We start from the raw sequence: 13,660 nt of genomic DNA, 5'->3' as shown, positions 1-13,660 counted from the left end.
CAGAGGCGTCCGCAGTAGCGTTCGCCCGCCGGATTTCGCAAACAGATGATCTTGGGCTCTTCGCTGTCACACTGGGCGCAGCGCGGTTCCGCACGCATGGCGACCTCCCTCCGAGGAATTGCCATTTGCCAATCAAAATGTCTGGTGCTGTCCTCGCCGTCGATCTTCCCGAAGGACGACGATGCGAAATCTCGCGCCGCCGCCGTCCATGCGCAACTTGTCCAGATGTTTTGTGGCATCATCCTTGCGTATAGCCGGCCTGGTGATGGCTGATCCAACTCACGCACCCGGCGCCGCGCTGTGCTGCCTGAGGGCGGTATCGAGGCATTTGATCAGGACGTCCCCGTCGCAGGGCTTGCTCAGAAAGCAGATCGCTCCAGCCTTCAGCGCCCGGACGCGATCGCTTTCGACCGAGAACGCCGTGACGAAAATGAACGGAAAGCGGTGTCCGCTGGCAATGAGGTGGCTCTGCAGGTCGAGCCCGCTCATGGCCGGCATCCTGACATCCGCGATCACACAGGATGTGTCATTCAGGCGGGGCGAGTGCAAAAATTCCTCGGCCGACGCGTAGGTCTCGACCGCGTAGCCTAGCGACCTGACGAGATTGTCGGTCGCGGTGCGAACCGACATGTCATCGTCGATGATTGATATCACTGGCGGGTTGGGCAAGGAGGTTATCCCGGGCCGGAAGGGCCTCTGGCGTGTGCATCATGTGGGGACCACAGTGCGTCGCCAATCGGGGCCGGAGAATCATACTTAGGTTTGCGCCCCGCCGGCTGCCGGTCCGATCTGGAGCATCTGTGCCATCCTGACCAGATCGGGTAACGACTTTGCCGCCATTTTCCGCATGATGTGCCCGCGGTGTATCTTCACTGTGATCTCGGCCACACCGATTTCGGCGGCGACCTGCTTGTTCATCAACCCCGCCGTGACGAGCGTCATCACCTGGCGTTCACGCGGCGTCAGGGTCGCGAAGGCGGCGCGCAGGTTGGCAAGAACCTTGGCCTCATCGCGACGACTCCTGTCGCGCTCGATCGCCGTCGTGACGGCATCCAGCATGTCCTGATCGCGGAATGGCTTGGTCAGGAAGTCCACAGCGCCGGCCTTCATGGCCCTGACCGTCATCGGGATATCGCCGTGGCCGGTCATGAAGATGATCGGAATATCGATGCCCGCCTTCGCCAGCTCCCCCTGAAAGTCGAGGCCGCTGAGCCGGGGCAGCCGGATGTCGAGGATCAGGCAGCTCGGGACATCCGGAGGCTTGCGCTGCAGAAATTCATGGGCCGAGCCGAATGCTGCGGTCCGCAAGCCGACGGACCGGAACAGATTGCTCAGCGCGTCCCGCACGGATGCGTCGTCGTCGACGACGAAGACGATGGGATCCTCGGCGTTTGCCAGACCAGAAGGCGATGCCGCGCGCCCGGTCACCATGCATGATCCTCTTCGTGCAGTGGCAAGGTGAACTGGAACGTCGCACCGGGGCCGCTATTTCCGGTCACGGACAGGCGGCCTCGGTGGGCTTCGACGATCGATCGGCAGATCGACAGCCCCATTCCCATGCCGCTGGCCTTGGTGGTGTAGAAGGCGTCGAACAGCCGTTCGGCATTCTCGGTCGCGATTCCGACGCCGCAGTCGGTGACCGTGACCACGATCTGCCCGACCTCGTCATGTCGCGTCCGGATTACGAGTTCCCGCGGCCGGTCCGTGACCGGCTGCATGGCCTCGATGCCGTTGAGGACCAGGTTGAGGATGACCTGCTGCAGCTGGATACGGTCGGCAACGACAGACGGGAGCGCGGGAGCGAGGTCGAGCTGCAAGGATACATGGTGGCGCTGCAGTTCATGCTGCACCAGGATGATCACCTGGTTGATGACTTCATTGACGTCGAGTGGCGCCTTCTGATCGGTCGTCTTGTTCGCCATCGCGCGGACGCGCTGGATGACCTCGCCCGCCCGGTTGCCGTCGCTGATGATCGACCTGACCGCGCCGCGGGCTTCGTTCAGATCGGGGGCCGCCCGGTTGAGCCACCGCAGGCATGCCGCGGCATTGGTGACCACGGCGGCAAGCGGCTGGTTCACTTCATGGGCGATCGATGCGGCGAGCTCGCCGAGCGCCGTCACGCGCGTGACGTGTGCGAGGTTGGTCTGCGCTTCGTGCAACTCCGCCTCGGCTCGCTTGCGGGCGGTCACGTCGGTGACCGCTCCGATGAATTCGGTGTCGCCCGAAAGATTCGTCGCCGCATGCGCCCTGGCGTGAACAAATTTGATCGCCCCATTGGGCATCAGCAATCGGTAGCCGTGCTCGAAGTCCTTGCCGTCGAGCGAGGCGCGGTCGATGGTCCGTTGCACGCGGGCGCGATCGTCCGGATGGACGCGCTGCAGGACCGTGGCATGTGTGATGGAAGGAGCTCTGTCGAATTCGAAGATCCTGAACGTCTCTTCCGACCAGATGATCTCGCCGCTGGCGACGTGCCAGCCGAAGCTGCCGGTGTGGCTCAATCGCTGGGCTTCGGTCAGGTACATTTCACTCTGCTGCAGCGCATTTTCGGCGTGCTTGCGCTCGGTGATGTCCTCGCATGCGATCAGCACGATCAGCTGATCGCCCAGCCGCCGCACCGCCTTGGCGTTTTCACGAACCCAAATCCGTGAACCGTCCTTGCGGACCTTCCGGATTTCCCAATTGTGGGTCTGGCCGATGTTGTCGAGGCATGCCGCGACGTTGCGCTGGACCATGTCCCGGTCTTCGGCGGCAAAGACCCGCAGCACCGATTGTCCAAGCAGTTCGTCGACGGTGTAGCCGAGCTGCGCCGCGCCGAACGTGTTGACCGACAGCACGAGCCCCGTTGCGTCGACCATGAAGTACATGACCGGGTTGTGCTCGAATACTTCCTTCCATTGCGCATCGCTGTTGCGCAGCGCCTCCATCGCGCGCTCCTCGCTGCTGGCTCGGCCGCGCAACATGGCTTCCATCCGCCTTTGCGAACGGCCCACCAGGCGGATCATCAGCAATGCGGCGGTCAGCGACGCGACGAGCAGCGCCAGGGCAACCAGATGGGCGGAAGCTGCCGGCTGCGGACCTAGCAACAGCCCGATGCAGGTTGTCGCCAAGGCCAGCACCATGCCGCCGAGCAGCCATTGCTCGGCCGACCAGGACTTCGTGGTCGGGTCGCGGATCATCGGCAGCCCAGCACTTGGCCATCATCATGGGCCGCGCTGCGTCGCTAGGTGACTGCTACCATCAGCGGCGACAACGTCGCCCTCCCAATAGACTGTATATTAGCAGCTTTCTTGCCGCCCGGGCGGATGACGCCGGCCTTTTTGGCGGTCCACACCCGTGGGATCGCGCAGAAAGCGAAGCCGTTGAGCGCGCTCAGGTCCAGGTTGCGACCTAAACTCAAGTATGAGTCGTCCCCACCGAATGTAACGGTCGGATCAACCTCCGTTCAATGGCCCGTTCCATCCCGGTGACTACGCTTATTGGGTAACTCGACGACGGCAGAGATTTCCGGGGTTCAGCAATCGCCAATCAGTGACGGAGATTGAAATGCCCAGCGCGCGCCTGCATCTGATCGTTTGCTCCGACGACGTCGACCACGAGGCAAGGCCTCAGAGACGCGATCGCAGCTTCCAGCCTTCCGTTATCGTTGGTGGCAGGCAAACAGCAAGCACGCTGACCGACAACCCGTGGATCGATCTGCTGGACGCATTCGATCTGGGCGTGGTGGTCTGTCAGGCCAGCTACCTGGCCTTGCTGGGAGCGAGCCTGGCGGCGCTGCAGCCGCAATTCGACGCGCCAGACTCAGGGCGGTAGCCGGCCCTGAATTCCAAGTCCGGCAGGCTGCCGGGACCGAAGCGCTGGCTGCTCACGCCTGGGTCGCGCAAGACGGGTCCGATCACAGCCTCCGTGAGAGCCCGGAATCCATTCCCCGCCTAGCCCCGGCCCTGATGGATTCCGGGCTCAGTTCTGCAGACGCCCTCGGCTGCGCAATGGCGCACCGCAATGATGGGCGGAGCAGGTCGACGGCGCGGCTCCCGCGCCAGGCTCCCGACGGCGGCAAATTGCAGCAATTTTTTCGAAAGATGCCCGGTTCGCTTTAGCCGCTTTTGAAGCACCTGATTATTGGATCTGTCCGGCAACGGCATCGCTCTGCAGAGCTGTGCGTTGGTTCGCGCACTGACAGATCAGGGGCCGGTCACTATGAATCAGGCACAGCAGCACAAGCCGCTTCCCGAAGACAATAATTCCGTCACCAGGAATGAGGCCGACGGCGCACGGGGATTGCAGCGCGATCTGCAGGAACGGCTGCAGCCGGAGCATGACGAGCCGGCCAGCGATAGCGCTCCCCATCCCGAAGCGCCCGCAGGCTCAGGCCGGATGGTTCGCCGCCTGCTCAAGGTCGGCATTGGCCTTGCCATCGTCACCGTCTTCGGATGGCTGCCGCTCAGGGCTGTGTTGCAGACCTCGAGCGTGGAGGCCGTGGTCAACGCCAGGATCGTGACCTTGCGCTCACCGATCGACGGCACCGTGAGCGCGAAGCCGCAGAAATCCACGCAGCTCAGCGTGGTTCACGAGGGCGATGCGATCCTTCACGTCGTTAACGCACGCGGCGATCGCGCCCGGCTCGATGATCTCCGGCGACAGATGTCGCGGTTGGAAAATGAGCGCCCGAGTCTGGCCGCCAAGCTTGCGGCCGCCGAGACGGCGCAACAGGATCTTGCCCGCCAGGCCGGCCAGTTCCGTGACGGCCGCATCCTTCAGCTCGAGGCCCGGATCGCCGAAATCCAGACCGCGATCGAGGCCGCCGCCGCACGGCGGGAGGAGGCCGTGGCCGCCGTCGAGCGGGCGTCGTCGCTGATCAAGTCGGGCAGCGTGTCGACGGTCGAAATGGCCCGCCTGACGCGCGAGCAGGCGATCTCGCAGCAGACCGAAATCGGCGCTCGACGGCGTCTCGACGCCGCCAAGGTCGAGCTCACCGCCGCAAGGAATGGCACTTATCTCGGCGACAGCTACAATGACCGGCCGAGCTCCGTGCAGCGCGAAGAGGAGATGCGCCAGCGCGTTAGCGATCTGCGCGCCGATCTGGCGCATGCCGATGCCGAGATCGACTGGCTGACCCACGAGATCGCAGCCGAGCAGCTGCACTACGTCAACCGGGCGGAAGCCGACATCAAGGCGCCGGTCGGCGGGCGCATCTGGGAGATGATGACGTCGCCCGGCGAGGACGTCAGGGCCGGGCAGCCCTTGCTCAAGCTGCTCGATTGCAGCGGCGCGGTGGTCACGGCGAACGTCACCGAGAGCGTCTACAACGGACTGAAACTCGGCGAGCAGGCGAGCTTCGAGCCGAATGACGGCAGCGCCGCGCTGCAGGGCGAGATCGTCAATCTCACCGGCGCGTCGGGCGCGCCCGCGAACCTTGCGATCAATCCGGATGCGCTGAACAAGGAACCCTATCGGGTCACGGTCTCGATGCCGGCGCTCGATACCACGGGCAAGGATTGCGCGGTCGGCCGCACCGGGCGCGTGGTGTTCAACGCGGACGTGGCAAAGTCATGATGGCGGCATTCGCGCCCGGGCTGGTCGCCTTCGGCGCCTGCCTTGCCATCCTGCCCCTGCTCCGCCGCGAGCAGACCCTGGCCCGCGTCATGATGACCGGCATGTCGTTCGTCCTGCTGGTCCACTATTTCGCGTGGCGGGTGACCCACACCCTGCCGCCTCCGGGCCTCACCGCCGACGCGCTGGTCGGCTATCCCTTCATGCTGGCCGAGGCGGCCTCGATGATCGCGGTGTGCCTGTCGCTGCTGTTCCTCAGCCGCACGATCGACCGCTCACCCGAGGTCAATTCGATCCTGCGCCGATCGAAGCTGCCCGCAAACGCGCCGCTCGTCGACGTCTTCATCTGCACCTACAACGAGGAGAAAGCGATCCTGGAGCGCACCATCATCGGCGCGACCGGGCTGAACTATCCGAACTACCGCGTCTGGGTGCTCGACGACGGGCGGCGGCTCTGGCTGCGCCGGCTCGCCCAGGAGCTCGGCTGCAACTATCTGGCCCGCCCGGACAACCGCCACGCCAAGGCCGGCAACATCAATCATGCGCTCCAGCACGTTTCCGGGCTGGCCGAGCGGCCGGAGTTCATCTCGATCCTCGATGCGGATTTTGTCCCGATGCCGGATTTCCTGACCCGGGCGATGAGCCTGATGCAGGACGGCAGCGTCGGCGTCGTGCAGACGCCGCAGCACTTCATCAACCCGGATCCGATCCAGACCAATCTCGCGGCGACCGATGTGTGGCCCGACGAGCAGCGCTTCTTCTTCGATATCCTGATGCCGGCCAAGGATGCCTGGGACACGGCATTCTGCTGCGGCACCTCGTCGCTGATCCGCTTCTCCGGCCTGATGCAGATCGGCGGCTTCCCGACCGATTCGGTGACGGAGGATTACCTCGTCACACTGCGGCTGAAGGAGAAGGGACTGCGCACGGTCTATCTGAACGAGCGCCTGACCATTGGACTCGCGCCGGAGGGACTGAAGGAATACATCACGCAGCGCGGACGCTGGTGTCTCGGCTTCATGCAGATCTTCCGCGGCCGCAGCGGGCCGTTCTCGCGGCAATCGAAGCTCGCCTTCATGGACCGGCTGTCGCTGGTCGACGCCTTCATGAGCTGGGCGGCGGTCTACGGCACCAAGGTGTTCGGCCTGGTCGTGCCGTGGCTTTATCTGCTGTTCGGGATCAAGGCGGTCCATGCCGACCTGTTCGAGCTGCTAAAATATTTCCTGCCGTTCTATGTCTGGCACGCCTTCACGATGGCCTGGATTTCGCGCGGCCGCTCGCTCGCGATCATGACCGACGTGTCGCAATACATCGCGGCGCCCGCGGTGCTGAAGGCGGTCGTGACCGGCCTCGCCAGGCCGCAGGGCCACAAATTCAAGGTGACGGCCAAGGGCGGCGACCGCAACCGCCGCTTCATCGAGTGGCCGCTGCTGCGGCTCTACGGTGCCGCCCTGCTGATCACGCTGTTTGCGATCGCCTACGCCTTCATCCTGCATCTGCGCGGCGAAAACATCGCCTATGGCGGGCTGGCGCTGGCCTGGAGCCTGTACAATTGCGTCGTGCTCGCGATCGTGTGCTTCATCTGCATCGAGCAGCCGCGGCGCCGCAAGGCCGAGCGGTTCGAGCGCGACGAGCCGATCCTGATCCATCAGGACAGCGAGATGCGGCTGATCCGGATGGCCGACATCTCGATCTCCGGTGCGCGCTTCATCGATCCCGTCCCGCCCGCCATCGGTTCCTTGATCAAATGCAATGTCTACGGACAGAACGTCGCCGCGACTGTGGTCCGGCGCACCCGCGACGGCTTCGGCGTCCGCTTCGAGGACGCGGTCGCGACCCGGGTCAATGTCGTGCGCGCATTCTATGCCGGCGAATATGTCCGCGCTTTCCAAGGCGTGCGCGCCGCGCCGGTCGGCAAGGCCCTGCTGATGCGGCTGTTCGGTTGATACGCCATGGGATTGGGGCTTCGCTCCTTCGGTGGAAACGGCTTTCGATCCCGTCATCCCCGCGCAAAGGCTTCGCCTTTGTCGCTGGAGGAGCGCGGAACGCGCGTCTCGAAGGATCGACGGCCCGGCCGCTTCCGCATACTTCCACTTTCTTGGGGAAGGAACGTGGCCGTCGATCCTTCGAGACGGCCGCTGCGCGGCCTCCTCAGGATGACGGGACAGGCGTGTACGCTTCTTACGATTCGATCTACGCCGCCGGCTTCGCCGCCTGGTCCTCGCTCGCCAGCAGATGCAGCAACGCGCTCTTGATCGCGGCCTGCCGGGTCGGAGCGGTGATCTGGGCGCCGAGCAGGTCGGTGACGTAGAACACGTCGCGGGCGCGCTCGCCGAAGGTCGCGACATGGGCGGAGGCGATGTTGAGGTTGAGCTTCGAGATCGCGGTGGTGAGCTGATAGAGCAGGCCGGGCCGGTCGAGGCCGGAGACCTCGATCACGGTGTAGCGGTCGGACCACTGGTTGTTGATGGTCACCTCGGGCTCGACGATGAACGGCCGCGCCTTGCTGCGGACGGTGCGCTTGGCAACCGCCTCGGGCAGCCGCAGCTTGCCTTCCAGCACGTGCTCGATCATCTCGCCAATTCTGGTGGCGCGGCGGCCCTCGTCCTCGTCGCGGTCGTATTCGCGCGAGATCGAGATGGTGTCGAGCGCGCGGCCGTCGGTCGTGGTGTAGATCTGGGCGTCGACGATGTTGGCGCCGGCCGACGCGCAGGCACCCGCGATGATCGACAGCAGCCACGGATGGTCGGTCGCCAGGATCGTCAGCTCGGTGACGGCGCGGACCTCGTCGAAGCCGACATTGATCGCAAGCTTGTGGCCGGCCTGCTCGCTGGCGCGGATGAAGCGGGCCTGGCGGATCTTGCGCGCCAGCTCGACCTTGAGCCAGTAGGCCGGATAGTGCCGGCCGATATAGGCGTTGAGCTCCGCCTCCGGCCATTCGGTGAAGGCGCGGCGGAATTCGGCTTGCGCCACCGCGATGCGCTGGGCGCGGTTGACCTCGGAGAAGCCGCCGGTCAGCACCGGCTCGGTCTCGTAATACAGCGTGCGCAACAGCTGCGCCTTCCAGCCGTTCCAAACGCCCGGGCCGACGCCGCGGATGTCGGCCGTGGTCAGGATCGTGAGCAGCTTCATCTGCTCGACCGACTGCACCACGGCGGCGAAATTCTCGATGGTCTTTGCGGTCCGACAGGTCGCGCGATTGCGCCACCGTCGACATCGTCAAATGCTCCTCGATCAGCCACGCCACCAGTTCGGTGTCGGCCGCCGAGAAGCCGAGCCGCGGACACAGCCGCCGCGCCACCTTGGCGCCGGCGATCGAATGGTCTTCCGGCCGGCCCTTGGCGATGTCGTGCAGCAGCGTCGCGATATAGATCACCGGGCGGTGCTCGGGGCGGATCTTGCGGAACAGGTCGCTGGCGACCGTGAACTCCTCGTTGCCGCCGCGTTCGATGTCCTGCAGGTAGCCGATGCAGCGGAGCAGATGCTCGTCCACCGTGTAGTGGTGGTACATGTTGAACTGCATCATCGACACGATCTTGCCGAAGGCGCGGATGAAGTGGCCGAGCACGCCGGTCTCGTTCATCCGCCGCAGCACGATCTCCGCATTGTCGGAGGTCAGGATCTCCATGAACAGGCGGTTGGCTTCATCGTTCTCGCGCAGCTGGGTGTTGATCAGCTTCAGCGAGCGCGTCACCGTGCGCATCGCATCGGGATGGAAGGCGAGGTTGTTCTGCTGCGCAAGGCGGAAGATCCGGATCAGGTTGACCGGATCGTGCTTGAAGACGTCGGGCGCGGCGAGATTGATGCGGTTGTTGTCGACGATGAAGTCGTCGCTGCCGTTAACCCGCCGCCGCTTGGTGCCGGGCCGCAGCCGCGCCACCATCCGGCTCAGCACCGGCGCCGGCTTGTTGTGCTCTTCCTCGAGCTTGGCGCACAGGATCGCGGTGAGGTCGCCGACGTCTTTCGCGATCAGGAAGTAATGCTTCATGAAGCGCTCGACGTCCTGCATGCCGGGATGCGAGGTGTAGCCGAGGCGGACCGCGATTTCGCGCTGCATGTCGAATGACAGCCGTTCCTCGGCGCGTCCGGCGAAGAAGTGCAGATTGCAGCGCACCGACCACAGGAAGTCGGCGCAGCGGCGGAAGGTGCGGTATTCCTGCGCGTCGAACACGCCGCGTTCCAGCAGCTCGTCGGTCTCGCGCACGCGGTAGACGTATTTGGCGATCCAGAACAGCGTGTGCAGGTCGCGCAGGCCGCCCTTGCCGTCCTTGACGTTGGGCTCGACCAGATAGCGCGACTGGCCGGCGCGGCGATGCCGCTCCTCGCGCTCGGCGAGCTTTGCGGTGACGAATTCCGACGCGGTGCCCTGCACCACCTCCTTGTCGAAGCGCTCGACCAACTCGTCATAAAGCGGCTGGTCGCCGGTCAGGAAGCGCGTCTCGAGGATCGCGGTGCGGATCGTCATGTCGCCGCGGGCCTGACGGATCGATTCATCGACCGAGCGGGTGGCGTGGCCGACCTTCAGCCCCATGTCCCAGAGGCAATAGAGAATGGCTTCGGCGACCTGTTCGCCCCAGGCGGTCTGCTTGTAGGGCAGGATGAACAACAGATCGATGTCGGACTCCGGCGCCATCAGCCCGCGGCCATAGCCGCCGGTGGCCACCACGGCCATGCGTTCGGCGCCCGAGGGGATCGGCGAGTGATAGAGGTGCCGGGTCGCCGCCGCATAGAGGATGCGGATGATCTCGTCCTGCACGAAGCAGAGCCGTTCGGCGCAGCGCCGGCCGTGACGGTCCTTGAGCAGCAGCGCCTGCGCCGTGGCGCGCGCGGCGATCAGCTCGGCCTTGAGCAGCTGCGCCATCGCGGCGCGGAACTGGTCCTCGCGGCCGGCATGCCGTTCGGCAAGTGCATTCACCGCCGCGGTGATCCGCTCGGTCTCGAAACGATCATCCGCTTCAGGGCGGGCCTCGGCTACGACGCTGTCCATAGGTTCATCCGATATCGGACGGAGCCGTTGCTGTCACTGACCAAAGTATAACGACAGCAGCTCCATGCTCTCATGGCGGCGCTTCGAGCAAGATCGTTCTCGCGCCATCCCGTAAAGGGTAGAGATTTTCTCGTTGACCGCAAGGCTAACTCATTGAAATAAAAGATTGTTTCTTAAAACTGATCGAGGGGGTCGACGAATGCAAAAATTTTCCCGGCGCACGTTCGCTGCGCTGCTCGCGGTCTCGACCTTGCTGCCCGGCGCGGCGCGCGCCGCCGACGCGCTGAAGGAGATCCGGATCGACTGGGCGACCTACAATCCGGTGTCGATGGTCCTGAAGCAGAAGGGCCTCCTGGAAAAGGAATTCGCCAAGGACGGCATCAGCATCGTCTGGGTGCAGTCGGCCGGCTCCAACAAGGCGCTCGAATTCCTCAACGCCGGTTCGATCGATCTCGGCTCGACCGCGGGTTCGGCGGCGCTGGTCGCGAAGATCAACGGCAACCCGATCAAGTCGATCTATGTCTATTCGCGTCCCGAATGGACCGCACTGGTCACGACCAAGGACTCCAGGATCGCGTCCGTCGCCGACCTCAAGGGCAAGCGCGTCGCGGTGACGCGTGGCACCGATCCGCACATCTTCCTGGTTCGTGCGCTGCTCGGCGCCGGTCTCACCGAAAAGGACATCACGCCGGTGCTGTTGCAGCACGCCGACGGCAAGACCGCGTTGATCCGCGGCGACGTCGACGCCTGGGCCGGTCTCGATCCGATGATGGCGCAGGCGGAGGTCGAGGACGGTGCAAAGCTGTTCTACCGCAAGGCGGAAGCCAACACCTGGGGCATCCTCAATGTGCGCGAGGAGTTCCTGAAGGCGCATCCGGATATCGTCCGCCGCGTGCTCGCGACGTACGAGGAAGCGCGGAAATATTCGCTGGCCAACTATGACGAGCTGAAGAAGACCTTCATCGCCGTCACCAAGCTGCCGGACGCCGTGGTCGACAAGCAGCTCAAGGAGCGCACCGAGCTGACCCACAGCCGGATCGGCGCCCCGCAGCGCGAATCGATCCTCGCGGCTGGCCTCGCGCTGCAGCAGGCCGGCGTGATCGACGCCAAGACCGACGTGAAGGCCGCGCTGGATTCCTTGGTCGACGATCAGGTCCCGCTGCCCACCAACTAACCGCTGTCGTTAAACTAACCGCCGTCGTTAAGCCAACCTCCGTCGTCCCGGGCAAGCGAAGCGCGACCCGGGACCCATAACCACAGGGCTTTATTGTTGAACAAGGCTGTGGCCCCAGCTCGCTTGACTACCACGCCCTGTGGTTATGGGTCCCGGCCTTCGCCGGGACGACGTGGATGGAGTTGGACTGGCCCACCTTGCAATCCCGTCGGAAGAATAGTTGTTGCTATGGCCATGACCGTTGACCTGCCCGCGCTGGAACAGACGGCCCCGCCCGGTGCACCTGCGCGGTGGTCGCGTTATGCGCGTCCGGTGCTCGGGCTCGTGCTGCCGGTTGCGCTGGCGCTGGGCTGGGAACTCGTCGTCTCTCTCGGCTATTCCAACGGCCGCCTGGTGCCGCCGCCGTCAAAGGTGTTCGAGACCATCGTCGAGCTCGCCAAGAGCGGCGAGCTGTCGCGCCATATCCTCGCGACGCTGTGGCGCGTGGGCGCGGGCTTCGCGCTCGGTGTCGTCGCCGGGACCATCATGGGCGCGATCTCCGGCTATTGGGATTTCGCCAAGCGGCTGCTCGATCCGACGGTGCAGGCGCTGCGCGCGATCCCCTCGCTCGCCTGGGTGCCGCTGTTCGTGCTCTGGCTCGGCATCTTCGAGACCTCGAAGGTCGCGCTGATCGCGGTCGGCGTGTTCTTTCCGATCTATCTCGGCGTGATGGGCGCAATCCTGTCGGTCGATCGCAAGATCGTCGAGGTCGGCCGCGTGTTCCGCCTGTCCGGACCGGCGATGATCCGCCGCATCCTGTTGCCCGCCGTGCTGCCGGCCTATGTGGTTGCGCTGCGGGTCGGGCTCGGTTTGGGGTGGATGTTCGTGGTCGCGGCCGAACTGATCGGCGCCTCCGAAGGCCTCGGCTACCTCCTGCTCGACGGCCAGCAGCTCGGCAAGCCGGCGCAGATCCTCGCCGCGATCGTGATCTTCGCGATTCTCGGCAAGCTCACCGACTGGCTGATCGAGGTCGCCGCCGCACCGCTGCTGCGCTGGCAGGACGCGTTCGGCGCGCGGGGAGGGCGGTAATGCTGGCGCTCAAAGTAGTCGGCAAGACCTATCCGAACGGCGTCCACGCGCTGGAGCGGTTCTCGGCCGAGATTGCGCCCGGCGAGATCATCGCGATCATCGGCGGCTCCGGTTGCGGCAAGTCGACGCTGCTGCGCGCCATCGCCGGCCTCGATCGCGCCTCTTCAGGCAGCGTGACGCTCGACAATGCGGTGATATCATCGCCGCACGCCAAGATCGGGATCATCTTCCAGGAGCCACGGCTGCTGCCCTGGCTCAGCGTCGCCGACAATATCGGCTTCGGCCTCGCCGACCTTCCGGCCGAGGCGAGGCGCGCGCGCGTCGTGGCGGCGCTCGCCCGCGTCGGCCTTGCCGACAAGGCCGCGGCCTGGCCGCGCGAATTGTCCGGCGGCCAGGCGCAGCGGGTCGCGATAGCCCGCGCGCTGGTGCCGCAGCCCGAAGTGCTGCTGCTCGACGAGCCGTTCTCGGCGCTCGATGCCTTCACGCGGCGCGATCTGCAGGATCATCTGCTCGATCTGTGGGCCGACACGCGGCCGACCCTGATCCTGGTCACCCACGACGTGGACGAGGCCGTGGTGCTCGCCGACCGCGTGCTGGTGATGCGGCCGCGGCCGGGCCGGCTGTTCGAGGAGATTACCATCAACCTGGCGCGGCCGCGCGACCGCAAATCGGAGCTGTTCGACACCTTCAAGCGCCGCGTGCTGACCGCGCTCGACCGCTCGCTCGACCGTTCGGTGCGGGACGTCACCGACAAATCCAGCGCCGGCGAGGCGATGTGGTGGTGACATCCGCTCCTTAAGGCCTTACATCGGCTAGAGCATGATCCGGAAAAGTGTGAAGCGGTTTTCCGAAAAGATCATGCTAAAACAAGAATCTAAAGC

General features: G+C 65.0%; 9 protein-coding genes and 1 pseudogene. 6 read left to right on the top strand and 4 right to left on the bottom strand.

Annotation, left to right across the window (positions count from 1 at the left end; translation table 11 throughout):
• Positions 1-279: 279 nt before the first annotated feature.
• The 3 genes from ACVWZM_RS16795 to ACVWZM_RS16785 form a co-directional block, all read right to left on the bottom strand.
• Positions 280-654: a response regulator transcription factor gene (locus ACVWZM_RS16795; protein WP_076824638.1), complete on the bottom strand. Its 375-nt coding sequence runs from the start codon at positions 652-654 to the stop codon at positions 280-282.
• 102 nt (positions 655-756) lie between these two features.
• Positions 757-1,431 (bottom strand): response regulator transcription factor, encoded by a 675-nt coding sequence (locus tag ACVWZM_RS16790; RefSeq protein WP_076824640.1) that lies wholly within the window; start codon positions 1,429-1,431, stop codon positions 757-759.
• On the bottom strand, positions 1,425-3,176 hold the full coding sequence (locus ACVWZM_RS16785; RefSeq protein WP_456853927.1) for a PAS domain-containing sensor histidine kinase: 1,752 nt from the start codon (positions 3,174-3,176) through the stop codon (positions 1,425-1,427). The genes ACVWZM_RS16790 and ACVWZM_RS16785 overlap by 7 nt, the downstream gene beginning before the upstream one ends.
• 367 nt (positions 3,177-3,543) lie before the next feature.
• Between ACVWZM_RS16785 and ACVWZM_RS16780 the strand changes: the two genes are divergently transcribed.
• The 3 genes from ACVWZM_RS16780 to ACVWZM_RS16770 all read left to right on the top strand — a co-directional run bounded on the left by ACVWZM_RS16780 (position 3,544) and on the right by ACVWZM_RS16770 (position 7,496).
• Complete coding sequence (locus tag ACVWZM_RS16780) at positions 3,544-3,810, top strand: hypothetical protein (protein ID WP_057015418.1); 267 nt, start codon at positions 3,544-3,546, stop codon at positions 3,808-3,810.
• Between the two features lie 387 nt (positions 3,811-4,197).
• Positions 4,198-5,553: an HlyD family efflux transporter periplasmic adaptor subunit gene (locus ACVWZM_RS16775; RefSeq protein WP_253638120.1), complete on the top strand. Its 1,356-nt coding sequence runs from the start codon at positions 4,198-4,200 to the stop codon at positions 5,551-5,553.
• On the top strand, positions 5,550-7,496 hold the full coding sequence (locus tag ACVWZM_RS16770) for a glycosyltransferase (protein ID WP_076824643.1): 1,947 nt from the start codon (positions 5,550-5,552) through the stop codon (positions 7,494-7,496). The genes ACVWZM_RS16775 and ACVWZM_RS16770 overlap by 4 nt, the downstream gene beginning before the upstream one ends.
• Before the next feature lie 247 nt (positions 7,497-7,743).
• Here the strand turns inward: ACVWZM_RS16770 and ACVWZM_RS16765 are convergent.
• Positions 7,744-10,537: pseudogene (locus ACVWZM_RS16765) on the bottom strand ([protein-PII] uridylyltransferase).
• A 199-nt stretch (positions 10,538-10,736) separates the two neighbouring features.
• Here ACVWZM_RS16765 and ACVWZM_RS16760 point away from each other — a divergent pair.
• The 3 genes from ACVWZM_RS16760 (at position 10,737) to ACVWZM_RS16750 (ending at position 13,564) form a co-directional block, all read left to right on the top strand.
• Positions 10,737-11,711 (top strand): aliphatic sulfonate ABC transporter substrate-binding protein, encoded by a 975-nt coding sequence (locus tag ACVWZM_RS16760; RefSeq protein ID WP_456853925.1) that lies wholly within the window; start codon positions 10,737-10,739, stop codon positions 11,709-11,711.
• 234 nt (positions 11,712-11,945) lie between these two features.
• Positions 11,946-12,779: an ABC transporter permease gene (locus tag ACVWZM_RS16755; RefSeq protein ID WP_456856702.1), complete on the top strand. Its 834-nt coding sequence runs from the start codon at positions 11,946-11,948 to the stop codon at positions 12,777-12,779.
• A complete protein-coding gene (locus ACVWZM_RS16750) occupies positions 12,779-13,564 on the top strand; it encodes an ABC transporter ATP-binding protein (RefSeq protein ID WP_456853923.1) in 786 nt (261 codons plus the stop codon). Before ACVWZM_RS16755 ends, ACVWZM_RS16750 begins: the two co-directional genes overlap by 1 nt.
• The last annotated feature ends 96 nt before the right edge of the window (positions 13,565-13,660 follow it).

The organism is Bradyrhizobium sp. USDA 4501 (assembly GCF_054062115.1).
Note: the sequence above shows the minus strand (reverse complement) of the source record. Positions and strands in the feature narration are given on the sequence as shown.